General features: G+C 30.9%; 25 protein-coding genes. 10 read left to right on the forward strand and 15 right to left on the reverse strand.

The window, feature by feature from the left end:
* Positions 1-60: 60 nt before the first annotated feature.
* From ACKTTR_RS07160 to ACKTTR_RS07190, 7 genes are all read right to left on the reverse strand, one after another.
* A complete protein-coding gene (locus ACKTTR_RS07160; protein ID WP_408027191.1) occupies positions 61-1,164 on the reverse strand; it encodes a WD40/YVTN/BNR-like repeat-containing protein in 1,104 nt (367 codons plus the stop codon).
* Between the two features lie 320 nt (positions 1,165-1,484).
* On the reverse strand, positions 1,485-3,095 hold the full coding sequence (locus ACKTTR_RS07165) for a class I SAM-dependent methyltransferase (protein WP_408027192.1): 1,611 nt from the start codon (positions 3,093-3,095) through the stop codon (positions 1,485-1,487).
* Positions 3,096-3,174: 79 nt separating this feature from the next.
* Positions 3,175-3,792, reverse strand: coding sequence for a hypothetical protein (locus ACKTTR_RS07170; protein WP_408027193.1), 618 nt, complete (start codon positions 3,790-3,792; stop codon positions 3,175-3,177).
* A gap of 18 nt (positions 3,793-3,810) precedes the next feature.
* Complete coding sequence (locus tag ACKTTR_RS07175) at positions 3,811-4,383, reverse strand: NUDIX hydrolase (RefSeq protein ID WP_408027194.1); 573 nt, start codon at positions 4,381-4,383, stop codon at positions 3,811-3,813.
* Between the two features lie 78 nt (positions 4,384-4,461).
* Complete coding sequence (locus ACKTTR_RS07180) at positions 4,462-5,550, reverse strand: M42 family metallopeptidase (RefSeq protein WP_408027195.1); 1,089 nt, start codon at positions 5,548-5,550, stop codon at positions 4,462-4,464.
* Positions 5,551-5,575: 25 nt separating this feature from the next.
* Positions 5,576-6,412, reverse strand: coding sequence for a lysophospholipid acyltransferase family protein (locus tag ACKTTR_RS07185; protein ID WP_408027196.1), 837 nt, complete (start codon positions 6,410-6,412; stop codon positions 5,576-5,578).
* A 60-nt stretch (positions 6,413-6,472) separates the two neighbouring features.
* Positions 6,473-7,099 (reverse strand): NUDIX hydrolase, encoded by a 627-nt coding sequence (locus tag ACKTTR_RS07190; RefSeq protein WP_408027197.1) that lies wholly within the window; start codon positions 7,097-7,099, stop codon positions 6,473-6,475.
* A 103-nt stretch (positions 7,100-7,202) separates the two neighbouring features.
* Between ACKTTR_RS07190 and ACKTTR_RS07195 the strand changes: the two genes are divergently transcribed.
* Entirely contained in the window at positions 7,203-7,496 is a 294-nt protein-coding gene (locus ACKTTR_RS07195; protein ID WP_408027198.1) for a hypothetical protein, read from the forward strand.
* 68 nt (positions 7,497-7,564) lie between these two features.
* Here ACKTTR_RS07195 and ACKTTR_RS07200 read toward each other — a convergent pair whose 3' ends face one another.
* The gene (locus tag ACKTTR_RS07200) at positions 7,565-10,135 is read right to left on the reverse strand and encodes an endonuclease (protein WP_408027199.1); all 2,571 of its coding nucleotides are present in this window, start codon (positions 10,133-10,135) and stop codon (positions 7,565-7,567) included.
* A gap of 173 nt (positions 10,136-10,308) precedes the next feature.
* Here ACKTTR_RS07200 and pheT point away from each other — a divergent pair, with 173 nt between their 5' ends.
* From pheT to ACKTTR_RS07230, 6 genes are all read left to right on the forward strand, one after another.
* Positions 10,309-12,735 (forward strand): phenylalanine--tRNA ligase subunit beta, encoded by a 2,427-nt coding sequence (pheT, locus tag ACKTTR_RS07205; RefSeq protein ID WP_408027200.1) that lies wholly within the window; start codon positions 10,309-10,311, stop codon positions 12,733-12,735.
* A gap of 64 nt (positions 12,736-12,799) precedes the next feature.
* Entirely contained in the window at positions 12,800-13,834 is a 1,035-nt protein-coding gene (locus ACKTTR_RS07210; RefSeq protein ID WP_408027201.1) for a quinone-dependent dihydroorotate dehydrogenase, read from the forward strand.
* 3 nt (positions 13,835-13,837) lie between these two features.
* Positions 13,838-14,452, forward strand: coding sequence for a LysE family translocator (locus tag ACKTTR_RS07215; RefSeq protein ID WP_408027202.1), 615 nt, complete (start codon positions 13,838-13,840; stop codon positions 14,450-14,452).
* A gap of 106 nt (positions 14,453-14,558) precedes the next feature.
* The gene (locus ACKTTR_RS07220; RefSeq protein ID WP_408027203.1) at positions 14,559-15,119 is read left to right on the forward strand and encodes a helix-turn-helix domain-containing protein; all 561 of its coding nucleotides are present in this window, start codon (positions 14,559-14,561) and stop codon (positions 15,117-15,119) included.
* A 98-nt stretch (positions 15,120-15,217) separates the two neighbouring features.
* The gene (locus ACKTTR_RS07225; protein WP_408027204.1) at positions 15,218-15,454 is read left to right on the forward strand and encodes a hypothetical protein; all 237 of its coding nucleotides are present in this window, start codon (positions 15,218-15,220) and stop codon (positions 15,452-15,454) included.
* Positions 15,455-15,615: 161 nt separating this feature from the next.
* Positions 15,616-15,945, forward strand: a complete 330-nt coding sequence (locus tag ACKTTR_RS07230) for a cupin domain-containing protein (RefSeq protein WP_408027205.1) — start codon at positions 15,616-15,618, stop codon at positions 15,943-15,945.
* A 44-nt stretch (positions 15,946-15,989) separates the two neighbouring features.
* Here ACKTTR_RS07230 and ACKTTR_RS07235 read toward each other — a convergent pair whose 3' ends face one another.
* Both ACKTTR_RS07235 and ACKTTR_RS07240 read right to left on the reverse strand, forming a co-directional pair.
* On the reverse strand, positions 15,990-16,520 hold the full coding sequence (locus ACKTTR_RS07235) for a YfiT family bacillithiol transferase (RefSeq protein ID WP_408027206.1): 531 nt from the start codon (positions 16,518-16,520) through the stop codon (positions 15,990-15,992).
* A gap of 1 nt (position 16,521) precedes the next feature.
* The gene (locus ACKTTR_RS07240) at positions 16,522-17,208 is read right to left on the reverse strand and encodes a tetratricopeptide repeat protein (protein WP_408027207.1); all 687 of its coding nucleotides are present in this window, start codon (positions 17,206-17,208) and stop codon (positions 16,522-16,524) included.
* Between the two features lie 230 nt (positions 17,209-17,438).
* Here ACKTTR_RS07240 and lon point away from each other — a divergent pair, with 230 nt between their 5' ends.
* The gene (lon, locus tag ACKTTR_RS07245; protein WP_408027208.1) at positions 17,439-19,895 is read left to right on the forward strand and encodes an endopeptidase La; all 2,457 of its coding nucleotides are present in this window, start codon (positions 17,439-17,441) and stop codon (positions 19,893-19,895) included.
* A 49-nt stretch (positions 19,896-19,944) separates the two neighbouring features.
* Here the strand turns inward: lon and ACKTTR_RS07250 are convergent, their stop codons facing one another.
* Together ACKTTR_RS07250 and ACKTTR_RS07255 are read right to left on the reverse strand one after the other, a co-directional pair.
* On the reverse strand, positions 19,945-20,121 hold the full coding sequence (locus ACKTTR_RS07250; RefSeq protein WP_408027209.1) for a hypothetical protein: 177 nt from the start codon (positions 20,119-20,121) through the stop codon (positions 19,945-19,947).
* 18 nt (positions 20,122-20,139) lie between these two features.
* On the reverse strand, positions 20,140-20,310 hold the full coding sequence (locus ACKTTR_RS07255) for a hypothetical protein (RefSeq protein ID WP_408027210.1): 171 nt from the start codon (positions 20,308-20,310) through the stop codon (positions 20,140-20,142).
* Positions 20,311-20,793: 483 nt separating this feature from the next.
* Here ACKTTR_RS07255 and ACKTTR_RS07260 point away from each other — a divergent pair, with 483 nt between their 5' ends.
* Positions 20,794-21,003: a hypothetical protein gene (locus tag ACKTTR_RS07260; RefSeq protein WP_408027211.1), complete on the forward strand. Its 210-nt coding sequence runs from the start codon at positions 20,794-20,796 to the stop codon at positions 21,001-21,003.
* An 18-nt stretch (positions 21,004-21,021) separates the two neighbouring features.
* Here the strand turns inward: ACKTTR_RS07260 and ACKTTR_RS07265 are convergent, their stop codons facing one another.
* A complete protein-coding gene (locus ACKTTR_RS07265; RefSeq protein ID WP_408027212.1) occupies positions 21,022-22,608 on the reverse strand; it encodes a helix-turn-helix domain-containing protein in 1,587 nt (528 codons plus the stop codon).
* A 396-nt stretch (positions 22,609-23,004) separates the two neighbouring features.
* Between ACKTTR_RS07265 and ACKTTR_RS07270 the strand changes: the two genes are divergently transcribed.
* Positions 23,005-23,439 carry a hypothetical protein gene (locus ACKTTR_RS07270; protein ID WP_099214525.1) on the forward strand — a complete coding sequence of 145 codons (435 nt, stop codon included), beginning with the start codon at positions 23,005-23,007 and terminating at the stop codon, positions 23,437-23,439.
* 73 nt (positions 23,440-23,512) lie between these two features.
* Here ACKTTR_RS07270 and ACKTTR_RS07275 read toward each other — a convergent pair whose 3' ends face one another.
* Both ACKTTR_RS07275 and ACKTTR_RS07280 read right to left on the reverse strand, forming a co-directional pair.
* Complete coding sequence (locus ACKTTR_RS07275) at positions 23,513-25,741, reverse strand: M1 family metallopeptidase (protein WP_408027213.1); 2,229 nt, start codon at positions 25,739-25,741, stop codon at positions 23,513-23,515.
* Between the two features lie 71 nt (positions 25,742-25,812).
* Positions 25,813-26,304 (reverse strand): DUF6702 family protein, encoded by a 492-nt coding sequence (locus tag ACKTTR_RS07280; RefSeq protein ID WP_408027214.1) that lies wholly within the window; start codon positions 26,302-26,304, stop codon positions 25,813-25,815.
* Between the last annotated feature and the right edge of the window lie 22 nt (positions 26,305-26,326).

The raw sequence follows: 26,326 nt of genomic DNA on the forward strand, positions 1-26,326 counted from the left end.
AAAAACAAAAGAAGCTAGGTTTTAACCTAGTTTCTTTTGTTTTAAGTAAAATATTTTTAATTATTCAATTACTATTTTAACTAGTAAACCTTTATAACCAATAGCCATAAAAGTGTTTTCGTTTAGTGCTTCAACATCATTCCAAGCGGCAGTAACAAATTCATGGTTAATACGTTTCCAATGATCACCATAGTCTTTTGAAAAAGTCATAAATTCACCGTCTGCTAAATTATTTGATTTATTACGACCAACAACTATTATGTTTTTCGATCTTCCGGTACCTAATGCTATAGCTGTTAAACGGTTATTGTTATTATAATCAAAAGTTTGCCAATCGTATGATGAATAAGTACCATAAATTCCACCTCGTTCATTTTCTGCATTTACAATGCCATTGCTACCAATAGCCATAACTATCCCATCTTTACAAGCAATATCTTCATAACGTATATTTTGTTTGGTTTCCATTAGCTCATATTTACTTTTGTATTGTGTTACAAGAGTTCCCTTATCATTTAAACCACCACCAATAACCATATAACCAGTTTCTTTAATATAGTCTACACTACCAAGCATGTTATTTTCCATCATTTTTTGAAATTCATCGCTTCCTATGTATTCATTCCATAATTCTCCTTCATTCCAAGATAAGAAAATAACTCCTTTTTTGATAGCTTCTTTATATCCAACGATGTAAATTTCATCATGAATATTATACGTAAGATCTTTTAAGGTAATTCCTTTTTTAGTTAAAACGGTATTGGTGTTCCAAGTTTTACCCGAATCTTTTGAAATAACAATTTCGCCACTTAAACCTAAAGCTACTATTAAATTAGGTTTTAGAACTTTAATCTTTTCTATATAGAATGAGCTATTAAATACTCGTTCCCACGTTTTTCCTCCATCTAGGGTTTTAAAAACTTCAGAAGCAGTTATACTATTGCTTGTTTTTGAAGCAACAATATACCCGGTTTTTTCATTTTCAAAATCTATTGATTTTAGAGGAAACTCTGTAAAAGAATTCATTTTTGTAATTTTTACAGATTCGTTAGGAGGTGTAGTACCACCATCATGGCCTCCCGAATTTGGAGTGTCATCATTACTAGAGCAAGAAATAATAAGGACTAGGCTAAGAATAATAATAAAGATTTCTTTTAATTTCATGTTTTAAATTTTTTGTATTTGTAATTATTTTTCTGCAATCAATCTTTTAATAAAAAGTGAAGAACTTAAGGGAGAAGTTAAAAGAAAAATAAAAGGCTATTACCTACCTATTTTTAAAACTAAAAATAACTATAGCTATTAAAAGTAAGGTTACTATTAATGGTTAAAGTAAAATAAGTTGAGGCATAGCTTTTTTACGCGAAGGTAAAGCGAAGCAGAAGAAAGAAGTGTTTTGTGTTTGTTAAAAGTTTATTAATTTCTAACACTTAATTATCTATGTGTTGTTTCGAGAGAGTCTAGAATCAAATGGTTCTATATTGCTATTTAAAAAGATTTATAGAAACCGTTGCCAATTCCGAGTTTGGGAACTTCTTAAACGTATTTTTATCATAAGTCAACCCAATAGCTTCCATAGCATTCATGTATTCATCCAGCTCAATAATGTATTGATCAGAATAACCATGCGTAGCATCATAGGCGGTAGCAGCTGTTTTTCCTAAGTTTTTAGCAACCGATTCTGGTCTTGATGTGTGTAATTCAATAAGTAACAAACCAAACTTACTGATATACGGTTTCCACTTGGTAAAATGTTGTTTTAAAGACTCGACCACTAGGTTGTTGTTTAAGCGTTTTCCTCTATATGCATAAGCTCCAGTTGAATTGGTAATAGTTAAATCATCATTAGGTGCGGGCTCCTGCCAAATTCTGTTGTGATCTAAAAAGGTGCGAACATTCAATAAGTCTGAAAGATTGATTCCATATTTATCTTGTAAATCTTCTGATAATGCTTTCGGATTTCCAATATCTCCCCAAATCACTTTTGCCCAAATATCGGCTTGAACTAGGTTTTTACGAGTTATTTTTAATGCAGCTTCGTTATAATCGACACCTATTAATAAAAGTGGGTAATCTTCCAACATAGTACCCCTTTTGGTTTGGTTTTCGATCACATTAAATAAATGTTTTAAAAACGCACCATTACCACAGCCAACATCTAAAATACCTTTAGGCTGTTCATTGATAGGTTTGTTAAATAGATTGATGATAATCTCATCAATTACTTTAAAATAGGTTGAATGTGCACCACCGCTTCCCCAAACGTTCATTTCTCTATCTACATGAATCTCGTCATTTCCAATATCGGAAGTTCTAAAAATATCAGGATTTCCGAAAATAAGTTTATCTAACTTTCTAAGAGTCGGAATGTAGGATACGGTAACTCCATAAGCACTAGCTCTACGAGCAAAAAACAAGCCTTCATCAGTAAATTCATAGGAATCGTTGGTTTTTGAAAACCATCCTAAATTAGTTAATAAATTGAGTAGTCGGCCAAAATTATCAGCATCTTTATGAAATTCATCTGGACTAAATTTAGTTTGCATAAAGTATTTATGAAACATACCGCTCATTCCTAATAAAACTGTTGTTGGACCAACAATAATTCCTTCAATGTGTGTAAGAATTTGTATTAAAATTTCTTTTTCTTCAGAAGTTGATGGAGTTTTAATTCCGAAGTTGTTTGTAAAGTTTTTATAAAGGTTTTCAAGCTTCTCAAAAGGTTCAATTTCAAATTTTCGAGCGCTATAATTTTCTGAAAATTTCAACAATAAAAAAGCTTCTTTATATAAATGAAAATAAGAAAATGCTATAGCTGAAGCTTCGTTTATTTCAAACTGAACAGTATTTTGTGTATTATCAACATGTTGTGTTAACCAGCCTTGAGAACACAATGTTCTTAAAGCCACATTTAAATAACCGTCATTAGCGTTAAACTCGGAAGTTATTTCATTTAAACTAGTAGATTTCTTCTTTAATAAGTAATTAGTGATTCCTTTTTCGTGTAAGATATATGCTGCTGGACAAGTTACAATTCCATCTAAATGACGAAACAACCTATTTCTTAACGCAGATTTTTCTTGTTTTGTTAACATAGAGAGAGATTATTTGTCTTAAATATAGCTAATTAAGCTTAAAATCACTCCATCTAGTTTTAAGTTTTTAGGAGTTGTTTTAATAAGTGAACGTAAAAAATGTAATGTAAATAGAATCAGAGCTTGTAGATTCTTTCTTCTGCTTAAGGCAATTTCCTTTGTTGTCTTTAGAGAGGCATTCAACTTTGATTGTATCTACAAGATTGCTGTCTTTATCTGTAACAACTATTCTGGTAAGTTCATTATTAGTATATTTATATTGATGTGTGTAAAACGTTGAAAAATTATCTACTATTTTATCAATCAATCCATTTTGAGTATAATACACAATGATTTCATTTTGCTTGTACTGTTTTTGAGTATAACAGCTAATACGTTCTCGTTGTTTTGGTTTCCAACGAGTTTTACAATAAAAAGGAAGCTTGTTAGGGTAAGAACGTTTTTCAAACCAAAGACGCTTTTCAGTTTCTTCAATAATAGTACCTAAGTTATCAAGAGTTTTTGATGTTTTTACGCGTCCGTTTTTAGTTAAGTTTAGGGTTTTGGTTTGAAGTAGTTTTTTTTGATTGTTTTCTATGGTATATGTTTTTTCTACAATCCTCTTAATATCATTAGAGAAACCATGCTTTTTTAAATATTGTTTAGAGGCACAAGACTGAAGTATACAAATAAGTAAACAGAATAGTAACTTTTTCATTTTTAATGAAATTAGGTACTATAATATACTAAGTTTTTTTAGAATTTGACTATATACAAAAGAATAATAGTCTTGATATTGAGGAAGTAATAGATTTTTGTGGTTCTTGGTATGTAGTATTGTTTCTAAGCTAAATAATTTTAAATCTGCTACTTCTTCTTCTTGAAGTGTTAATTCTTTAACAGGCATTGTTAATTCAGCTATAAATACATGATGAAATTCATTATCAATAATTCCGTTTGAATGGTTTACCATATGTTTTCGAGTACCAATTTTATGTAAGTTTTCAGGAAGAATGTTAAAACCAATTTCTTCTTTTACTTCTCTAAGAGCTCCTGTTATTACATCTTCTCCAGCAGCTATGTGACCTGCAACCGAAATATCCCAAAGACCAGGAAATACTTTTTTGGTTAGTGCTCTTTTTTGAAGTAGTATTTGTTGATCGGAAGTATACAACCAAACATGAATAGTAGGGTGGAAGTAACCATGTTTATGAGCCTCAGATTTTAAACAAGTCTTTCCTGTGTAGTTTCCGTTTTCGTCAACAATGTCTATAAGCTCATCCATGGGGTATATTGAAAAAAACGTCATTACGATGAAGTTTGATTAGCAATCTTACCTAAATTAAGATTACTTCACTTAGTTCGTAATGACGTTTGATTATTTATATTATTTGAAATAAGAGAAATTTTCTCCTTCTTCAATTTTCAATAAACTTTCGTAAATCATTTTAATTACATTTTCAACATCTTCACGATGCACCATTTCAACCGTAGTGTGCATATAACGTAAAGGCAATGAAATTAAAGCAGAAGCTACTCCGCCATTGCTGTATGCAAAAGCATCAGTATCGGTTCCTGTAGCTCTAGACAATGCAGAACGTTGGAAAGGAATTTTGTTAGCTTCAGCAGTATCGATAATTAAATCTCGTAACTTTTGTTGTACAGCAGGGGCATAGGCAACTACAGGACCTTTACCTAACTCTAAATGACCTTCTTTTTTCTTGTCGATCATAGGAGTTGTAGTATCGTGTGTTACGTCGGTAACAATAGCTACGTTAGGTTTAATGGTTTGAGTAATCATTTCTGCACCGCGTAAACCTATTTCTTCTTGAACAGAGTTTGTAATGTATAATCCGAAAGGTAATTTCTTCTTGTTTTCGTGTAATAAACGAGCAACTTCAGCAATCATGAATCCACCCATACGGTTGTCTAATGCACGACAAACAAATTTATTTCCATTCAAAATATGGAATTCGTCTGGATAGGTAATAACACAACCAACATGTACTCCTAACTTTTCAACCTCCTCTTTAGTGCTACAACCACAATCGATAAAAATATTGTCTGGTTTTGGAGCTTCTTCTTTGGCTTTATTACGCGTATGAATTGCTGGCCATCCAAAAACACCTTTTACAATACCATTTTTGGTATGAATGTTTACAATCTTACTTGGAGCTATTTGATGATCACTTCCTCCATTACGGATTACATAAATTAAACCATCATCAGAAATATAGTTTACATACCAAGAAATTTCATCAGCATGTCCTTCAATAACTACTTTGTATTTAGCATCAGGATTTATAACTCCAACAGCAGAACCGTAAGTATCGGTAATGAACTCATCAACATAAGGTTTTAAATAGTCCATCCATATTTTTTGCCCTTCCCATTCATATCCAGTAGGAGCAGCATTATTTAAATATTTTTCTAAAAAATCTAATGACTTTTTATTTAAAATAGATTTATCAGCCATAACTTAAACGTTAATTTTAATATTGTTAATCTTTTTTCTCTTTTTCTTTAGGTTTGTCAGCTCCCCAAAAACGTCTTTTTTCAATAAACTCTTCTTGTTCCTGAAGTTGTTTTGGTGTTAATACCTTTAAAAAAGATGGATGTTGCTCTATTGCATACTCAATTTTTTCAACAATGCTTGCTACATCTTCATTTTCGTAATCAATTTCTAAAGGTTCTTTAATAACCATAGATTGTAGTACGTTGCGTTTTTTTATCATCAACCCTTTTTTATCAAAAGAGCGTCTGAATCCGTCAATAACTATTGGAACTACAATAGGTTTAAAGGTTTTAATAATATGAGCTGTACCGCGACGAATAGGTTTAAAAGGGGTAGTTGTACCCTGTGGGAAGGTAATTACCCAGCCATCGTCTAAAGCTTTACCTATATTAGAAATGTCAGACATCTTTACTTGTCTGTTAACATTTTTACCAGCATTTCTCCATGTTCTTTCAACCGAAACAGAGCCTACATAAGCAAAGATTTTAGGAAGTAATCCAGAACGCATGGTTTCACCTGCGGCAACATAATAAATGTTCAGTTTAGGTTTCCATAAATAACCTACGTTTCTAATATTGTCGTCTCTACCTTTTAAAGCAGCATTAAATACATGAAACATTGCTGCTACATCGGCAAAGTAAGTTTGGTGGTTAGAAATAAATAGTACTTTTTCGTTGGGGAGACTTCTTAAAACATCCATTCCCTCTATTTGCAGGTCATTAAACTTACGGTAACGTCCGTGAGAAATAACTCCGAGAACTTGTATTAAAAATCTTTTAATGAACAATATATGTCCAAAAGGATTCCTTTTAAATAAAGGCATTTTTATAATTAGGTTTTATTAGTGTAAATGCTAAATTACAAAAGAAAAGTATAAAAAAAACTATTTAAATAAATCTTTAATTTCTGAAAGCATCATGGCAGTTGCACCCCATACAATGTAATCGTTTAATTTAAAGCATGGTACCTTAATATTTTTCATGTATGATGTTTCCATTTCTACTGAAGTTAAGTTAGAATCGTCTAACAAGTCAGCTAATAAAACTTCGATAATTTTAGCAACTTCTTCATTTGGAGTAAAGCGAGGTGTTTTTTCTGAAATACCAATAAATGGAGCTACTAAAAAATTACTAGGAGGAATGTACGCGTCAGAAGTTTGTCGTATTATTTCGATAGACTTATAGTGCACTCCAACTTCTTCATAAGTTTCACGTAAAGCAGTTGTTTGTAGGTTGTAATCTTCTTTATCAAACTTACCACCAGGAAAGCTAATTTGTGATGAATGTGCTCCATTATAACTAGCTCTTTCAGTCAGTAAAAATCGAGTTTGATTATTATTGTCAGGGTAAAATAATGCTAAGACGGCTGCTTTTCTTGGATTTTTACTTAGTATTAATTCTTCTGAAAACCGTGTTCTTAATTTTGGAGCTAACTTAAATTGAGATGTTAAACCACCTAGTTGCTTTTGCTGCAATCTTTCTATTTGATTGATAAAATCAGAAAAAGTCATTCGTTTTTAGTATTTTAGAACAAACTTATCAATTTACAAGATAAAAGTTATAAATTTTGGCTTGAATTTTGATTTGTTGAGTGTGGAATTAATTTAATACTAAATGAATAAAGAAAAAAAGTATCAAAAACTAGCATTAAGTTTGTTGTTTGACGCTATAGGGTATGTATCTTATTTAATACCTGGACTTGGAGAGTTGTCAGATATTGTATGGGCACCAGCATCAGCGTATATCATGACAAAAATGTATAAAGGAAACAAAGGGAAAATAGCAGGAGCTATTGCTTTTATTGAAGAAGCAATGCCAGGGCTAGATGTTGTACCAACATTTACTCTTATGTGGTTGTATACCCATGTGTTTTCTTCAAAAGAATCAAAAACTACGATTGAGGTTTAACTCTTAAATATCATAAAAAATAAAAAGGCTTCCTAAATTGGAAGCCTTTTGTATTGTATAACTATAAATTATTTCTTGATGATTTTTTTTGTAAATGATTTTTGACCGTCGTTTACTTCAAGAATATAGATTCCGTTATGTAGGTTTGAAACGTCAAGGTTGTTATGATTAACTTTTCCTGTTAAAATTTGTTGTCCCGTTAAGGTTGTAATTTTAAAAGTAGCATTTCTGTCATCTGCTAATTTAATTTTAATGAAATCAACACTAGGGTTTGGAGAAATACTAGCATCAAAAATAGAAGCTTCATTTCCTAATTTCCCATCAATAGAGATGTTTTTGTATCCTAAACCTTTTGAGCTGCTACCTATGTTAACGGTGTAATCTTCAACTTCACCATAAGAGAATGTTTCACAAGCAGATGGAGCTGCGTTCCATTTCATTGATACACGCATTCTTGTAGTACCTGATAAAGCAGAGGTAGGTACAGAAAAATTATACGATAAATTACCTGAACTAGAAGAGGAACCACTTACAACTTCTTCAGAAGATTCAAAAGTTCCGTTTTGGTTAAAATCAATCCAAACTTTCCAATATTCTGTGTATGAAGAACTAGAAAATCCTGCACTTACTATAATAGTGTTGCTTCCGTAAGGTAAGTTTCCAGTTAAAGAAGTAAAGTTTGTATATCCACCATTGGCACCAGTAGTATTTGAAATTCCTCCAATAGCAACATTATCAATCCATTCATAATTTGCATTATTTCCTTTAGAACTACAGTAAGAAACGGTATTTGTTAATGTTGTTACATTTACTGTATTACTTGAAGAAGAAACATTATTAGCAGCATCCTTAGCTTTTACAGAAAAAGTATAACTTGTAGAGGCTGTTAATCCACTTACAGAATAATTGGTAGTAGTAACAGTTGCTATTTTAGAACTTCCTTGATAAACTTCGTATCCTGTAACACCAATATTATCAGTTGAAGCAGTCCAGCTTAAATTAACAGAAGTTTGTGTAATATTCGAAGCAGCAACATTAGTAGGTGTAGATGGAGCAGTTGTGTCTGGAGTAGAAGTTGCACCATCAATGTTGTGGTTTCCCAAGCCGCTAAATGTATCTTTTGCTAATATATTCCATTCAGAAGTTGTATAAGAACTGTTAGGAGATGCAACAGAAGATTTTCTTTGCATTGTTTTGTCTTGTGCAAAAGTTGAAGAGCTGTTAGGATCTCCAATTAAATCAATAAGTGTACTTCCTTTGAATAAACCAACAGCATCGTTTCCGTTAAAAGAAATTACACCAGTATCTGTTCTGTTAGCTTTATTAAGTATGGTACTAGAAGCACTGCTATTAGCTATAACATAAACATCACCATTTGTTAATTGACCGCTTAAAGTTAGTGTATTGGTCCATCCACCACCATTGGCAGCTTTCTTTAATGAATACCCTGATAGGTTTATAGTAGCTCCAGTGAAATTAGCAATTTCAATAGCTTTATTATTTGATGAACCTTCTACATATTCAGAAATTAATAAATCTGTAGCAGTTCCATTGCCTCCACCTGAACTTGTGTTAGTCGTAACAGAAACTGAATTACTAGAAGTAGATTGATTACCTGCTGCATCTTTAGCTTTTACAGAAAAAGTATAATTAGTAGCTGCTGTTAAGCCTATAACGTTATATGAAGTTGTTGTTATAGTAGCGATTTTCGAAGCTCCATTATATACATCGTATCCTGATATACCAACATTGTCAGTAGATGCAGACCAAGTTAAATCAACTGTAGTTTCTGTAATATTTGAAGCAGCTAAGTTAGATGGAGCAGTAGGAGCTTGTGTATCCGATCCGCTGCCACTTCCAAATAAATCTTCAGCTTGAGGTCCTCCCCAAATCTCAGTAGCAAAAGCAGGGTTGTCAATAAATGGATTACGATTTCCTTGAATTCCTTCTAAAATAGGATTACGTTGTTTTTCAAAGTCAGATACTGGATCGTCTACATTCCATTGAATAAATAAAGCAAGCATATTAGAATCAGAGGCCATAGTTGATCCTGTACCAACACCAGTTGGTAAACATTGGTTTCCATAGCGTAAATACATGTACATCATCATACGTGCAACATCACCTTTCCATTCATCTCCAGGGTACCAACCACCTGAAACATCACCGGCATTACCAGAACCATTAGCAAACTTTTTACTACTTCTTTGTGAATTGAAAGAAATATCAGCAGCTCTTAAATGATGTGCATCTGCACCCGGACCTGAAGTACCTAAATTAGGATTTCCTAATGACTTAGGGTACACATGTTCTCTGTTCCATTGAGTACCTGCTGTACCACCATTAGCATCTTTATCTCTAGTTCTATCGGTAACATAATTTCCATCAGTATCATTATACCCATAAATTAATAAAACCTTACTAGGGTCGTTAGGATTTAAATCAGTTTGTTTTAGCGCATTCCACACACCAGGCGTGTATGACAAGTTTGTTGTGTGTGTATTAATAATCTTGGTGGCAAGTTCATTTTTTAATGCAGAACCAGATAAATTCAAATTTACATCGTTGTAATATGAAGGGATTTGTGAAAAAACTGATAGCGAAGCTACCAAAAAGAAGAAGAGTAATTTATGTTTCATAATATTTTTCTTAAAATGTTAAAATTTTGTTAACTCGTTACAAATCAATAAAAAATATAATTTTCCAATGTTACCAAAAGGTTAATAATCAGTTCTGTATCTTTTGTAGATAACTAGTTTATAGTTTTTCCTTTATTTTGCGTAAATTTGCACGCTAAAATTAGAGATTGATTATGAAGATATCATACAATTGGTTACAACAATTTTTACAGACAGACTGGGAGGCAGAGAAAACAGGCGAGTTATTAACTGATTTAGGTCTTGAAGTTGAAGGAATAGAAACTGTAGAGAGTATTAAAGGAAGCCTAAAAGGAGTTGTAGTAGGAGAGGTTATAACTTGTGAAAAGCATGCTAATGCAGACAAGTTAAAGGTCACTACTGTTGATTTAGGAAATGGTACCCCTGTACAAATTGTATGTGGAGCACCAAATGTTGCAGCAGGACAAAAAGTTCCTGTGGCTACTGTTGGTACAATGTTGTATGATGATAAAGGAGAAGGTTTTAAAATTAAAAAAGGAAAGATAAGAGGAGAGGAGAGTCATGGAATGATTTGTGCCGAAGACGAATTAGGTTTAGGACAAAGTCATGACGGTATTATGGTTTTAGATGAGAGTTTAGTTCCTGGTACTCCTTGTTCAGAGGTTTTTAATATTGAAACAGATCATGTTTTTGAAATTGGTTTAACACCAAACCGTGCAGATGCTATGAGTCATTATGGTGTTGCACGCGATTTAAGAGCTGGATTAATTCAGCAAGGAACTAGTATAGAATTGATTTCTCCATCTGTTTCAGATTTCCATGTTGATGAGCGTACTCACAAAATTGATATTGAAGTAGAAGATAAAGATTTAGCGCCTCGTTATTGTGGTATAACCATTACTGATGTGGAAGTAAAAGAATCACCAGAATGGATTCAAAATAGATTAAAGGCAATTGGATTAACACCTAAAAATAATATTGTAGATATTACAAACTATGTACTACATGAATTAGGACAACCATTACACGCTTTTGATGCTTCTAAAATTAGAGGAGGTAAAGTGGTAGTTAAAACTTTAGAAGAAGGAACTAAGTTTACTACGTTAGATGATGTAGAGAGAGAATTATCTTCTGAAGATATTATGATTTGTGATGCTGATGATAATCCATTATGTATTGGAGGTGTGTTTGGAGGAGCAAAATCAGGAGTTACAGAGCATACAACATCTATTTTCTTAGAGAGTGCTTATTTTAACCCTGTATCTGTTCGAAAAACAGCAAAACGTCACGGATTAAATACAGATGCTTCTTTCCGTTTTGAGAGAGGGATTGACGTTAACACTACAAAATATGCTTTAAAGCGTGCTGCTTTATTAATTGAAGAGTATGCTGGTGGAAAAATGTCATCAGATATTTTAGATTTTTATCCTGTAAAGCTTGAAGATTTTGAAGTGTTTTTATCATTTGAAAATGCTTATAAATTAATAGGTCAAGAAATACCTAAAGAAACTATTAAAAAGATTTTAGCTTCATTAGATATTAAAATTAATAGTGTTACAGAAGCAGGTTTAGGTTTAGTAGTACCTTCTTACAGAGTAGATGTACAACGTGAGGCAGATATTATAGAAGAGATCTTGCGTGTTTACGGGTATAATAATGTAGAGTTTTCTCACAAATTAAATACGTCTATTTCTTTTGATAGTGATAAAAACGTAAAAATTGAAAACATTGTAGCAGATCAGTTAACATCGTTAGGGTTTAATGAAACCATGGCTAACTCATTAACAAAGGCAGATTATATTGAACTATCTGATAACTTAAACGCTGATTTTAACGTAGAAATGTTGAATCCGTTAAGTAACGACTTAAAAGTAATGCGTCAATCGTTACTATTTAGTGGTTTAGAGTCTGTTGCATACAATATTAATAGAAAGAACAACTCATTAAAGTTTTACGAGTTTGGTAAGACGTATCATAAGTATGAAAGCGGATACCAAGAAGATAAGCATTTAACGTTATTTGTTACAGGTAATAAAACACAAGATAGCTGGAAGGTAGCTACACAGACATCAGATTTCTTTTATGTTAAAGGGACTGTAACAGCATTGCTAAGTCGTTTAGGAATTGATAAATTAAAAACTATTCCAACAAAATCAGATGTATTTTCTGAAGGAATTACGTTAAGTTTAGGAAAAACTAAGTTAGTAGAGTTAGGAGTTGTTAAAAGAGCGATTTTAAAAGAGTTTTCAATAAAACAAGAGGTATTGTTTGCAGACTTTAACTGGCAGAATATTTTAGATTTAGTAGGGAAGAAAAAAATAAAAGTTGCTGATTTACCTAAGTTTCCTGCAGTAAAACGTGATTTAGCCTTGTTACTTGATAATAAAGTTGAATTCAAAGAAATTTATAACTTAGCATTCCAATCAGAAAGAAAGCTTTTAAAAGAAGTAGATTTGTTTGATGTGTATGAAGGAGACAAATTACCAGAAGGTAAAAAGTCGTATGCAGTAAGCTTTGTATTACAAGATGAAAACAAAACATTAGCAGACAAGCAAATAGACAAAATAATGCAGAAACTACAGCAAACATTCGAAAAGAATTTAGATGCTGTATTACGATAATTCAGAAGCTCCATTTTTGGAGCTTTTTTTATATTTAATAAAGAACAATAATTAAAATAAACTAATGTATAAATTACTGATTCGCCCAATTTTTTTCCTTTTTGATCCTGAAAAGATTCACCATTTTACATTTTCATTAGTAAAGTTTTTATCGAAAATACCAGGAATGTCTTCTGTTTTTAGAGGAATGTATCAAGTAAATGATAAAAAATTAGAACGCAATTTATTTGGATTAACCTTTAAAAACCCTGTAGGGCTAGCAGCAGGGTTTGATAAAAATGCAGTGCTGTATAATGAATTGGCTAATTTTGGATTTGGTTTTGTTGAGATTGGCACTGTAACACCAAAAGGGCAAGCAGGAAATCCTAAAAAACGTTTATTCCGTTTAAAAGATGATAAAGGAATTATTAACCGAATGGGGTTTAATAATGAAGGGTTGGAAGCAGCGATTGAGCAATTAAAAAAGAATAAAGGAAAAATTATTATCGGAGGAAATATTGGTAAGAATACGAGTACAGCTCCTGAAAATTATACAGAAGACTATGTAACATGTTTTAAAGGACTACACCCGTATGTAGACTATTTTGTGTTGAATGTAAGTTGTCCGAATGTATCTAGCCATGCAAAATTAGAAGATGCTGATTATTTAAAGGAACTAATTACTGAAGTTCAAAAATTAAATAATGCAGAAGAACAACAAAAACCTATCTTATTAAAAATTGCTCCAGACTTAAACAATCAACAATTAGATGAAATTATTGAGTTGGTTGCTGAAACTAAAATTGATGGAGTTATAGCATCAAATACATCGGTAAATAGAGATAATTTAAAAGCTTCTAAAGAACGTTTACAAGAAATAGGCAATGGTGGTGTAAGTGGACAACCGGTTAAAGATAGAAGCACAAGAGTAATTAAGTACTTAACGGATAATTCTAATAAAGCATTTCCTATAATTGGAGTAGGAGGTGTCCATTCAGAAAAAGATGCTTTAGAAAAGCTAAAAGCAGGTGCAGATTTAGTTCAGATTTATACAGGTTTCATTTATGAAGGACCAAGCTTGGTAAAAAGAATCAATAAAGCTATTTTAGCTGAAAGTTAATTTATGCTAGAAACCCTCATTTCTTTTGTACTAGCTACGGCTACTTTAGCTATTTCACCAGGGCCTGATAATATTTTTGTATTGACACAAAGTATTGTTAATGGTAAAAAATATGGATTAGCTACTGTTGCAGGTTTAATGACTGGATGTATAATTCATACAACTTTAGTGGCCTTTGGAGTATCTGAAATCATCAAACAGAACCCGAATTTGTTTTTTATTATTAAATTATTTGGAGCAGGATATTTACTGTATTTAGCATATCAAGTATATAAAAGTGACGCAAAAATTGCATTTTCAACAGAGAATGTTCAGAAAAAATCAACAATACAATTATTCAAAACAGGTTTCTGGATGAATGTGTTGAATCCGAAGGTTACAATTTTCTTTTTGGCTTTTTTTCCACAGTTTTTGTTTTCTGACAGCTTGTCAAACGTAATTCAATTTTATGTTTTGGGAGGTTTGTTTATCATTACATCTTTCTTAATATTTTCGTCAATAGCTATTTTGGCAGGAAAAATTTCTGATTACATCAAACAGCACAATAAGATAGGAGCGTATCTAAAATGGGCACAAATTGTGGTCTTTGTTGGTATTGCTCTGTTGATTTTGTTATAGTTAAGGCTTTTATAAAAAAACAGGATAAATATTAGTTATTATTATTCCTGTCTAGTTATTTATGATGTACCTTTAACAAAAGTCAAGTATTTACTAACGAATCACAATGAAACTATATGTGAAATATATGGTGAGTTTAAGATGCAAACTAATGGTTAAACAAGAGTTGCAAAAGCTTGGGCTACATTATATCAATATAGAACTTGGTTTAGTTGAAACTCAAGAGAAACTTACTAATAAACAAAAAAAACAGTTAAAATCTAATTTAGCAGTTTCTGGCTTGGAGTTATTAGATAATAAAAAAAGTATTCTCATAGATAAAATAAAAAACACAATTATTAATATGATACACTATTCAGAGGAAGTACCTAAGGTAAATTACTCTGATTTTATTAGTGAAAAATTAGGTTATGATTATACATATTTATCCAACTTGTTCTCAGAGGTTAAGGGGATTACAATTCAGCATTTTATTATAAAACATAAAATAGAAAAAGCCAAGGAACTTATACTTTATGATGAGTTAAATCTTACTGAGATTTCTTACAGATTGCACTACAGTAGTGTGGCTCATTTATCTAATCAGTTTAAAAAAATAACAGGACATTCTCCTTCTTATTTTAAAAAGACAGGAAAAAAAAGGAGTAAAAACCTTGAAAACCTGTGATTTATGTAATGTTTTGTTTTGATTATGTAATAGATTAGGTGTTATTTAGAATCATCTTTGTATAAATGTAATTCAGCATTATTTTAAATTATGTAATCATGGAAACCGAAAACAAAGGAGAACAGAGAAAAACAAATGAGTTTTTTAAATTTAGTGGAGATTGGGGTAAACAGTCTAAAGCATTAAAGGTTAAGTATCCTAAATTAACAGAAGAAGATGTGAAATTTGAATCAGGAAGAGAAGTAGATTTATTTAAAAGACTAGAAACTAAACTACATAAGGATCGTGGTGAGGTAATAGGTATTTTAAAGGCTAACTACCAAGCTACTCTTTAAAACTAGTTTTTATAATAATCATTAATAAAAGAATCGTTTTAGCTCAAAACGATTTTTTTTGTATAAAAATCTGTGATATATGTAATTTAAAGTAGGTTTTATGTAATAAATAATTGATCATTTCAGCGTAACTTATGACTTAATTTTAACCTTTATATTATATGAGAAATGATGAATTTAAAAAGTTGATAAGTTATAATATAAAAGATAAGTTACATTATGTTTCGAACACTATAGTAATAGAACATATATCATACGAAGAAACAAACGATATTATAGTATTAGCTTTGGATTATGGTAAAGTATATAAGCCAGAGCCAACTCCTTTTTTAACATTTATTCAAGTTATAGAAGGATCAGCAGAAGTATTGGTAGATGAAGTATTTACTAATTTACAAAATGGGGATTCTATGATTATACCAGGAAACACAGTAAGTACAATTGAAGCGCATCAAAGATTTAAAATGCTCTCCATTATTTTAAAAAAATAACAAAGGCATTTCTATCATATATGGAAAATAAAGGTACTACTATTTTATAGCCAATTCTTTCTGATTAGCAATTGTTCAATATGTGCATAATGGTGGTTGCAATGCCAAGCATAAATACCAATATTTTCTTTTAAACCGACTTCTTCGTTTCCGTCAGGATGGATAAACGATTTGTTTAAGTCTTCTTCAGTTAAACCTTTTAAGAAGTAAACCCATTTAGTATGTAATGCCTTTAGTGTATCTAAAGAAAGTTGTATAGGAGCTTTTTTAGAGTCGAATAGTTCTGCCCAACGGTCTTCAAAATAAGCTTTTATAACTGGTTTATCTTCCGTAAGAGCCCATTTAAAACGTGTGTAGGAGTTATGATGACTGTCTGCACAATGATGAATTACTTGTCTGATTGTCCAACCTCCTTTTCTATATGGTGTATCTAATTGTTCTTCAGATAAATTAGAAACTAATTCATTAAGTTTTCTTGGAAAATATTCTATGGTTTCAATCCATTTATCAATATCTTCAGAAGAAATATTGTTTGGAATCTCAGGTTTACCAATTGGGTATTTTAACTTTTCCATATTATTCTTCACTTTTTGAAGTTAGTTTCTCTAAGTTTCGTTTAGAACTTCTATTTTCAGGGTTAATAGCTAGTGCTTTTTTATAGTATTCAATTGCTTTAACAGTGTCTTTCATTTTAGCATAAGCATCAGCGGTACTATCATAAGTATTTGAGCTGTTAGGATACAATTCAATATTAATTTTAAAAACATTAATAGCGTTTTCAAACTCATCTTTTCTAAGATATTGATATCCTAATCTATTCAAATTACGTTCTCTAATAACTGGGTTTAAGCTATCCTTTTCTTTTATAGATTTGTAACCTTTTAATGCGGCTTCAAAATTTCCGTCAGCCAAATGTTCACTAGGAGTTTTTTCTCCTTTTTTTAGTTTTTTAAAAACATACTTTTCTCCTTCATGCTCACGCTTTTCAGCTAGCTCAATCTTGTCTTCAGAAGTATTAAAAATTAGTTTCTCATTCAACTCTCTAACATAAAAAGAAGAATCATTCACTTTTAAAGGCTCTAAATTTTGATTACGCCATTTTATAAGTAGTTTATTGTCTTCATTAAAAGTAACTTCTATAATCTCATCGGCGTTAAAATAATAGCGTCCTGCTGCTTTTTCAATAAACTCTGGAGAATTTGTTTTTGAAGCACAGCTGGTTAATAATAGGATAAGTGAAAGAATTAAAAATTTGAATTTCATTTTTGGTTAGTTTTATGTTGAAATAAGATATTAATAAGACGACTTAGAACTAAATAAGTTACAAATTAAGTTATTTATAGCTTTTGTTGGCATAAGAATTGAATTATAGTTAGTACGATAGATATTAGAGTGTGTGTATTCTTTTGTTTATCAGTGAATTATGATTTTAAAAAAGTGGTTTTCTTTCAATGAAAAGATGAAAAGTGCCACTATGACAGAATAAATAAGATATGAGTAAATCAAAAATATTACATTTAGACAATTTGTCGCTTCAAGATGTTTTTAATGAAGATTCTGAATTAATCCCATTATTAACACCAGAAGATGAAGAATTAATAAATAGAGAGAGTATTCCTGAAGAGTTGCCAATCCTTCCATTGCGTAATACAGTTTTATTTCCTGGAGTTGTAATTCCAATTACAGCAGGTAGAGATAAGTCTATTCAGTTAATCAAAGATGCTAACAAAGGAGATAAAGTTGTAGGTGTAGTAGCACAAAAGGATAGTGAAGTTGAAGATCCAGGAATTGATGATATTTATCAAACAGGTGTAGTAGCACAAATATTACGTGTGTTAAAAATGCCTGATGGTAACACAACTGTAATTATCCAAGGTAAAAAGCGTTTTGAAATTGAGGAAATAACGCAAGAAGAACCTTATTTAAAAGCAAAAGTAAAAGAAGCTGTTGATGAGCGAGAAATTGACGATCAAAAAGAGTTTGATGCAATTATCGATTCGATTAAAGATTTAGCGTTAGAGGTAATTAAAGAAAACCCAATGTTACCTTCGGAAGCATCTTTTGCGATAAAAAACATTCAATCAAGTTCGTTTTTGGTGAATTTTATTTCATCAAACATGGAGTTAAGTGTATCGCAAAAGCAGGTGTTGTTAGAGAAGGATAATTTAAAAGAACGTGCGTTATTAACGTTAAAGAATTTAGATAAAGAGCTTCAAAAGTTACAATTACGTAACGATATTCAATCTAAAACACGTTCTGATTTAGATAAACAACAACGTGAATATTACTTAAACCAACAATTAAAAACCATTCAAGATGAATTAGGTGGTGTTTCTCATGAGCAAGAGCTAGATGAAATGCGTACTAAGGCTAAGTCTAAGAAATGGAATAAAGAAGTTGGAGAAGCTTTTGAGAAAGAGTTAAGTCGTTTAAGACGTATGAACCCTCAAATGGCGGAATATGGCGTACAACGTAACTACTTAGAGTTAATGTTGGAGTTACCTTGGGGAGAGTATTCAAAAGATAAGTTTGACTTAAAAAGAGCTCAAAAAATCTTAGATAGAGATCATTTTGGATTAGAGAAAGTAAAAGAGCGTATTTTAGAGCATTTAGCTGTTTTAAAATTACGTGGTGATATGAAGTCGCCAATTATTTGTTTATACGGACCTCCAGGAGTAGGTAAAACATCGTTGGGTAAATCGGTAGCTGAAGCATTAGGACGTAAGTACGTACGTATGTCTTTAGGTGGTTTACGTGATGAAGCTGAAATTAGAGGACACCGTAAAACCTATATTGGAGCGATGCCTGGTCGTTTAATCCAAAATATTAAAAAGGCTGGAACTTCAAATCCTGTATTTGTATTAGATGAAATAGACAAGTTAAGTCAAAGCCACCAAGGAGATCCTTCTTCAGCAATGTTAGAAGTATTAGATCCAGAACAAAATACAGCTTTTTATGATAATTATTTAGAAGTAGGGTATGATCTTTCTAAAGTATTATTTATAGCTACAGCTAACAACATTAATCAAATTCCATGGGCATTACGTGATCGTATGGAAGTTATTAATGTAACAGGATACACTATAGAAGAGAAGGTGGAGATAGCTAAAAAATACTTGTTTCCAAAGCAATTAAAAGAGCACGGATTATCAAAAGAACATTTAACTGTAGGTAAAAAACAGATAGAAAAAATAGTTGAAGGATACACTAGAGAGTCTGGAGTTCGTGGTTTAGAAAAACAAGTAGCAAAAGTAGTTCGTTTTGCCGCAAAGTCTATTGCGATGGAAGAAGAGTACAATGTTGTTCTGACAAATGAAGATATAGAAACTATTTTAGGACCTGCACGTTTAGAACGTGATAAGTACGAGAATAACGATGTTGCAGGTGTTGTTACAGGATTAGCTTGGACAAGCGTTGGAGGAGATATTTTATTTATAGAATCCATAATTTCTAAAGGGAAAGGGAACCTTTCAATTACAGGTAATTTAGGTACCGTGATGAAAGAGTCTTCAACAATTGCAATGAAATATATAAAATCTAATGCTGAAGAATTTGGAATTAATCCTGAAGTATTAGATAAGTATGATGTACACATTCACGTACCAGAAGGGGCTACACCTAAAGATGGTCCAAGTGCAGGTATTACTATGTTAACTTCTTTGGTTTCTGTATTTACACAGCGTAAAGTGAAAAATAAATTAGCCATGACTGGAGAGATAACGCTACGCGGAAAGGTACTTCCAGTTGGTGGAATTAAAGAAAAAATATTAGCAGCAAAACGAGCAAACATTAAAGAAATTATTTTGTGTGCTGATAATAAAAAGGATATAGAAGAAATAAAAGAAAGTTACTTAAAAGGGTTAACATTCCATTATGTAACGGATATGAGTGAGGTAATCGATATAGCGCTTACCAAGCAAAAAGTTAAAAAAGCGAAAAAGCTAGTTTAGTTTATAAAAAAGCCACTTATTTTTTAATAAGTGGCTTTATATTTTTATGTTACCTCGCAAAATCATCACCGGGTTGAAAGTATGGTTGGCACCAGCAAGACACCAAAGGAGGTGTACCTATACAAGTGTATACTGTATGGTCAGGACATTGTAATAATCCTCCATTAACCTCTCTTTGTTCTGTTTTGTTTAAAATGCTTCCTAATTTTGAAATTGATTTTAACATAATTAATTAGTTTTAGTTTTAATGATCAAAGTCTTCAATAGGCTCTTCAACATATTCAAACTCACACCAGCAACCTAACCAGTTACATCTTAATACTTGACCTCTAGGGCAAGTTATTTGGCCTCCATTGATTTCTCTTTGTTCTGATTTATTTAAAACGTTTCCTAAGTTTACAATTGATTTTAACATGATTAATTAGTTTTGTTTATTGATAATTTTTAGTGATCAAAGTCCACAGGAAGTTCTTCAACATATTCTGGTTCACACCAACATCTTATCCAGTCACATTTTAAGTAAGTTCCTCTAGGGCAGACGATTTGTCCTCCATTAACTTCTCTTTGTTCAGATTTGTTTAGAACGTTTCCTAAGCTTGAAATTGATTTTAACATGGTTAATTAATTTTAGTTTTCCTTACTCTATATTATATGCTTTTCAGGTTCCGCATTTAAGAATTATGTATCCCAAATATTAGAAAATAGATAGAGTAAAAGAAGAGTATTAGGTCACTATTTAAGAAAAAAGCAGGTACTATTTAAAAAAAATAGCACCATTAATTAGTGTTTAAGTATTTGTTTTTCAGTTTATTGGTGTGTTTGTTTGTGTGTGGAGGTTTGTAATTGAAAAACAACAGATAAAAAAATTAACTTTACCTAAACAGAAAAATTAAAACTTATGAAACGTTTATCTATTGAGTTATTAACAAAGTACGAATTAACATCAGAAGAAAAGATTAAAATATTTGCAGGAGATCCAATTGAGGCGCCTGCTGATAAAATAGATTTTGGAGGACCAGATACAGATGGAGAAGAAGACTGTTTTACTTTACCTCCAGGTAGTACAAGAGATAAATGCTACGATAGTAAAGACAAATTCAGGATTTAAAATAACTACAAGAAAGTATTATAACTCTTTGTCAATTTTCTCTATAAATTGATAAGGAGTTATACCTATATGTTTTTTAAAAATTCGAGTAAAGGACTTCGCATTTTTATATCCAGCTATTTCTCCAATAGCTTGTGTTGTATAAGATCTCACTTTCTTGTCATTGCTTAATACTCCAATAATATAATTAATTCGTAACTCATTTGTATAATCATTAAAACTCATTTTTTTATAATCTTTAATGATTTTTGATAAGTAAGTAGTATTAGTGCCTATTTTTTTAGCAGCATTATATAAATTAAATTCTTCTTTTAAAAAGTACTTCTTTTCTTCTATTTTTAATAAACCATTAATAATTTGTTGGTGTTGTTCATCTTTTATTTTTAATGGACTAGATAATGAAAAGGATTTTTCAGTCAGATCTTCTTTTTTTGAAATTTTATCTAACAGTTCATTTAATTTTTTCTTTGTTCTCTTTTTTTCTTTAGTGTTTTTAAATACTAAAAAAGAGATAAATAATACTATAGTTATCAAACCAATAACTATAATTTCGTAGTAAAAATTCTTTTTACTACTATCTTCTTTTAAATCTTTTATTTTTTGATCAAAATCAACTTTAATTGCTTCTTTAAATTGCTTTCTATCTCTCGATGAACCTTTAGAATGATTACGTATATATGTGTTTAAGTAATAATTGGCGGAGTCTACTTTATTTTGATAGGTATAAATTTGTGAAAGATATCCATGCATTTTTATATAATTGTCATCTAGAATGGTATCTTTTTTTATACTGAGAGCAGTTAAAAAGTTTTGTTTAGCCTTCTCTAATTTATTTAAATTATAATAATTTAAACCATTATTGTAATAACCTTTATATAAATAAGATTGAGATTTACTTTTTTCAAATAACTCTAAACTTTTTTCAAGGAAAGAGCTTGCTTTAGAGTACTCTTCTTTTAAGGTGTAAATTGTCCCCATACCATAATAAACCTTGCCAGTATAATAGCTATTAAGATTGAAATCTTTTGTTTTAAGTATTGAATTATAGTAATGTAATGAAGAGTCTGCATATTGATGCTTTTTTTTATCATTTTTGTATAAGGTTGCATAAATAGCAGCAACATTAAACATTCTTTTATACTTACTACTATAATACTTATTAGAAAGAGCTTCTTTATTTTTTTCAATAAGTTCAAGTGTTTCTTTAGCCTTATTAAGAGCTTTATCTAGCTCTCCCATATCTTGATAAATAAGAGCTATGTTACCTTTAATTTTAATAGTTCGCTCAATATCTTTAGCTAACAAAGCATAATTTTCAGCTGTTATATAATTTTGTAAAGCAGGTTTAATTAGCTTTCTTCTTTTATTAGAATTACCTAATAATATATGTATGTCGAATAGTAAAGGGAAGTTTTCGTGGGTTTTAGCTACCTTTGGTAAATACTTGTTTATACTATCTTTAAAAGCAATATTTATAGGTTGTTTCTCCCTTACTTTTAAATACTCAATAGCAGCATACCCAAAAGTTTTATAAGGAACATTATTGCTTTGTAAAAGCTTGTCCATATAGAAAAGAGAGCTATCAACACCAATTTCTTTATTCAAGTAAAACTTTCTTTTAAAATTTTTTAAATCACTCTCGTTATACTTCTTTGTTGTTTGAGAAAAGGAAACAAAACAAGTAAAAAATACTAAGAAGAGAAACGAAATTTGTTTTATCATGATTTTTTTGAGGAGTTAAAGAATTAATAGGAACTGCAAAATAAAAAATATTTGAATATTTTGAGCTATTAAGTAGTTCATTGTTTTATTCTTTTTTTAATGGTTTATAGAGAGTTAGTAGTGTAAAAACAGATTAATAGAGTGATAATAATTGTTTAAAAGATGAAACCTTAAGTGATAATTAAAAAAGATAAAATACTTTTTATAACTAAAAAACGTTGTTGTTTTAGTTATATTTAAAAAATTAAAAACAATATCAAATTTAAACCCTTAAATTTTATGAAAAAACTACTTTTATTAACAGGTCTTTTATTCTCTGTAGCCTCGTATTCTCAAATTGAATTTATTGAAACTACTAAAACTGAAATAGTAGGGAAGATAGAGTATGTTTATTTAGAGAAAATAGGAAATGAAGCTTATAACTTTTATTATAAGAATATTAATGACCCTATTCACGAGTACGTTCATTTTTCTTTTAAAAACTTAGACAATGATGTAGAAAAACTACACCAAATAATTGTAAAAGGTTTTGAAGAAAACCCAAGAGATCCTTATAAAATTAAAGCGAACGGGGATGTAATTTGGTTAAAATATACTAAAGTAGATGGAGTTGTTATGTTACAAATTCAGCAGTATGTTAGTAGAGATCCAGATATTATGACAGTTTCTAAATTACTTACTTATGAAGAAGTAAATAAGTTATTTAGTAAATAATAATTAAGATGATAAGTTAAAAAAGCAGCCTTTAAGGCTGCTTTTTTTATGACTAGGTTTTTGGTAAACCTTATTAATTTTTAGCTTTATTTTTAAAAGCATCAAATTTGTTTGTTGTTTGTTTAGGCCAGCTGTTGTTTGAAGTATCAATATCAGCAGTTTCTAAATCAGGATCTACAACAATACTTTTAATTTCTTGTGAAGAAGTAAACACTCTATATACTTTATGCTCATTTTTCTTCCATATTTGAGCAGGGAAAGTTTCACGTTTTTTAGTACCATCAGCATACGTTAACTCTACTATAATAGGCATAACTAAACCACCTGGTTTTTCAAATTCAACCTGATACATATAGTTAGGAATATCTTTTAAGCTAGCTTTTTTATCAGAAGACAATCCTTTAATATATGCTTCAACTTCAGATTTATCAGCATCTTCTTTATCAGTAGTTAAGTATACTAATTTACCTAATTGAGCAAAGTAAGAAGGATATTGTTGTTGTAATTTCTTAGTTTCTTTATTTGGCTTATTGGTTAAATATAAAGGCTTAACCTCTTTAATTCCAATATCAGTATAATCAGTTGTATAGAACCAACCTCTCCAGAACCAATCTAAGTCCATACCAGAAGCATCTTCCATTGTTCTAAAGAAATCGGCAGGGGTAGGGTGTTTAAACATCCATCTTTTAGAGTATGTTCTAAAAGCATAGTCGAACAACTCAGGTCCCATAATTGTTTGACGTAACATATATAAACCTGCAGCTGGTTTTGTATAAGCATTAGGTCCAAAATTATGTACATAATCACCTTGAGACATAATTGGACTTAATTTATTCTGATCTAAACTCATGTAACGAACAATATCTTTAGGTAAGTTACCAGTATTAAAGTTAGGATCGTAATCTAATTCAGCTAAAATTTCTACAAAAGAATTTAATCCTTCATCCATCCAAGTCCATTGACGCTCATCAGAGTTAACAATCATAGGGAAGAAGTTGTGTCCAACCTCATGAGTAATTACTCCAATCATTCCGTTTTTAACTCTATCAGAATACGTTCCATCAGGGTTTGGACGTCCGTAGTTAAAACAAATCATAGGATACTCCATTCCTTGACGCTTTGCGTGTACAGATACAGCTTTAGAATATGGATAATCAAAAGTCATTTTAGAATACTCTTCTAAAGTATTAGCAACAACACGAGTTGAGTGCTCTTCCCATAACGGGTTTCCTTCTTTTGGGTATAAAGACACAGCCATAACAGTTTTACCGTTAATGTTTACTGCCATAGCATCCCAAATATATTTTCTTGATGAAGCAAAAGCGAAGTCACGTACTTGGTTAGCTTTAAAGTGCCAAGTCTTAGTTTTAGTAGTACCTTGCTTTTCGTTTTCTTCAGCTTCTTTTTGAGTTACAATAAATACAGGGTTTTTAAAAGATTTTCTAGCCTTTTCAAAACGCTTACGTTGTTCTTTATTTAATACCTCTTTTTCATTTTGTAACTCTCCAGTAGCATCTAAAACATGGTCAGCAGGAACCGTGATTTTTACATCGTAATCTCCAAATTCCAAAGCCCATTCACTACGACCCCAGAATTGCATGTTTTGCCATCCTTCTACATTATTGTATACACATAACCTTGGGAAAAACTGAGCAATGGTATAATTTTTATTTCCATCAGGGAAAGATTCAAAACCAGAACGACCACCATCTTCAACAGAATTGTTAATTAAGTAGTTCCACTTAATTCTAAATTTAAAAACTTCACCTGGAGCCAATGGTTTAGGTAAGTTAATACGCATCATAGTGCGATTAATAGTATGAGGTAAATCTCTACCATCAGCATATTTTACAGCTTCAATATTAAAACCGAATGCTTTTGGTTTATCCATGTTTTCACTCACAAACTTATCAGGAGTTTGAAATCCAGTTGCTCCTTTAGATTCTGCTAATGGAGATTTAGAATCTGGAGCTCGCATATTTTGATCTAGCTGTAACCATAAATACTCTAAATGGTCTTTAGAGTTATTGTGGTAAGTAATATCTTCATCTCCATACAATCTATCTGTGGCTTCATCTAAGCGTAGGTTCATAACATAATCAACTTTTTGTTGCGTGTATGCATGACCTGGAGCTCCTGATGCTGTACGTTGATCGTTAGGAGTTGCTAGTACATCTTTTAATTGTCGAAATTTGTTTTGGTCGGTATGACCTTGCTGGCGTTCTTTTTTAGGAGCTTCTTGGGCAAACAAGGAAGCGGATACAAAGAGTGCCGAGAATAATAGCGTAGAATATTTTCTCATTATATGCTTATTAGTTTTTGAATAAATAAGCGGAAAGTTAATGAAATCTTATTACTAAAAAAGTAGGTTTATTAAAAATTTAACAAACCTTTATAATTATCACTTGATAAAAACAAACTTTTGCGTTCTTTTTTAACACTTGCTTTAATCAGGTTTTGTTGATCAGGGAAGTGGTCTACTAAAATATCGTTTTCTATTTTTATTGATTTTGGTAATGAAACATTTTCAATTTCTAAATAAAAGTAAACAATATTTCCATCGTATTCTTTACCAATAAATTTATAAGCTTTTTCTTCATTATTAATAATTACTTTAAAATGAGTTTTCAAGTATTTGTAAAAATGTTCATCAATTGACTTTAGCTCATTTTTTGTAGCAATTTTTAGGTTGGTATTATGATCTTTATTTATGGCAAGCTCAATATCATCCATAAAAACATTCATAATCATTTGTACGCTTTGTGTATCTTCTCTGTATTCAATTTCAGTTAATGCAACATAGTATTTATGCAGGGTAAATGATAGTAAAGGAAGTATAAGTAAAAGGACAAAAAGTTTTTTCATGGTTGATTAAAAGTCAATTATT

The organism is Tenacibaculum litoreum (genome assembly GCF_964513915.1).
Lineage (GTDB): Bacteria > Bacteroidota > Bacteroidia > Flavobacteriales > Flavobacteriaceae > Polaribacter > Polaribacter litoreum.

Bases quoted from the DNA above. Each gene is read 5' to 3' on its own strand.
- ACKTTR_RS07160 (WP_408027191.1), bottom strand. From the start codon at position 1,164: ATGAAATTAAAAGAAATCTTTATTATTATTCTTAGCCTAGTCCTTATT.
- ACKTTR_RS07165 (WP_408027192.1), bottom strand. From the start codon at position 3,095: ATGTTAACAAAACAAGAAAAATCTGCGTTAAGAAATAGGTTGTTTCGT.
- ACKTTR_RS07170 (WP_408027193.1), bottom strand. From the start codon at position 3,792: ATGAAAAAGTTACTATTCTGTTTACTTATTTGTATACTTCAGTCTTGT.
- ACKTTR_RS07175 (WP_408027194.1), bottom strand. From the start codon at position 4,383: ATGACGTTTTTTTCAATATACCCCATGGATGAGCTTATAGACATTGTT.
- ACKTTR_RS07180 (WP_408027195.1), bottom strand. From the start codon at position 5,550: ATGGCTGATAAATCTATTTTAAATAAAAAGTCATTAGATTTTTTAGAA.
- ACKTTR_RS07185 (WP_408027196.1), bottom strand. From the start codon at position 6,412: ATGCCTTTATTTAAAAGGAATCCTTTTGGACATATATTGTTCATTAAA.
- ACKTTR_RS07190 (WP_408027197.1), bottom strand. From the start codon at position 7,099: ATGACTTTTTCTGATTTTATCAATCAAATAGAAAGATTGCAGCAAAAG.
- ACKTTR_RS07195 (WP_408027198.1), top strand. From the start codon at position 7,203: ATGAATAAAGAAAAAAAGTATCAAAAACTAGCATTAAGTTTGTTGTTT.
- ACKTTR_RS07200 (WP_408027199.1), bottom strand. From the start codon at position 10,135: ATGAAACATAAATTACTCTTCTTCTTTTTGGTAGCTTCGCTATCAGTT.
- pheT (WP_408027200.1), top strand. From the start codon at position 10,309: ATGAAGATATCATACAATTGGTTACAACAATTTTTACAGACAGACTGG.
- ACKTTR_RS07210 (WP_408027201.1), top strand. From the start codon at position 12,800: ATGTATAAATTACTGATTCGCCCAATTTTTTTCCTTTTTGATCCTGAA.
- ACKTTR_RS07215 (WP_408027202.1), top strand. From the start codon at position 13,838: ATGCTAGAAACCCTCATTTCTTTTGTACTAGCTACGGCTACTTTAGCT.
- ACKTTR_RS07220 (WP_408027203.1), top strand. From the start codon at position 14,559: ATGAAACTATATGTGAAATATATGGTGAGTTTAAGATGCAAACTAATG.
- ACKTTR_RS07225 (WP_408027204.1), top strand. From the start codon at position 15,218: ATGGAAACCGAAAACAAAGGAGAACAGAGAAAAACAAATGAGTTTTTT.
- ACKTTR_RS07230 (WP_408027205.1), top strand. From the start codon at position 15,616: ATGAGAAATGATGAATTTAAAAAGTTGATAAGTTATAATATAAAAGAT.
- ACKTTR_RS07235 (WP_408027206.1), bottom strand. From the start codon at position 16,520: ATGGAAAAGTTAAAATACCCAATTGGTAAACCTGAGATTCCAAACAAT.
- ACKTTR_RS07240 (WP_408027207.1), bottom strand. From the start codon at position 17,208: ATGAAATTCAAATTTTTAATTCTTTCACTTATCCTATTATTAACCAGC.
- lon (WP_408027208.1), top strand. From the start codon at position 17,439: ATGAGTAAATCAAAAATATTACATTTAGACAATTTGTCGCTTCAAGAT.
- ACKTTR_RS07250 (WP_408027209.1), bottom strand. From the start codon at position 20,121: ATGTTAAAATCAATTTCAAAATTAGGAAGCATTTTAAACAAAACAGAA.
- ACKTTR_RS07255 (WP_408027210.1), bottom strand. From the start codon at position 20,310: ATGTTAAAATCAATTGTAAACTTAGGAAACGTTTTAAATAAATCAGAA.
- ACKTTR_RS07260 (WP_408027211.1), top strand. From the start codon at position 20,794: ATGAAACGTTTATCTATTGAGTTATTAACAAAGTACGAATTAACATCA.
- ACKTTR_RS07270 (WP_099214525.1), top strand. From the start codon at position 23,005: ATGAAAAAACTACTTTTATTAACAGGTCTTTTATTCTCTGTAGCCTCG.
- ACKTTR_RS07275 (WP_408027213.1), bottom strand. From the start codon at position 25,741: ATGAGAAAATATTCTACGCTATTATTCTCGGCACTCTTTGTATCCGCT.
- ACKTTR_RS07280 (WP_408027214.1), bottom strand. From the start codon at position 26,304: ATGAAAAAACTTTTTGTCCTTTTACTTATACTTCCTTTACTATCATTT.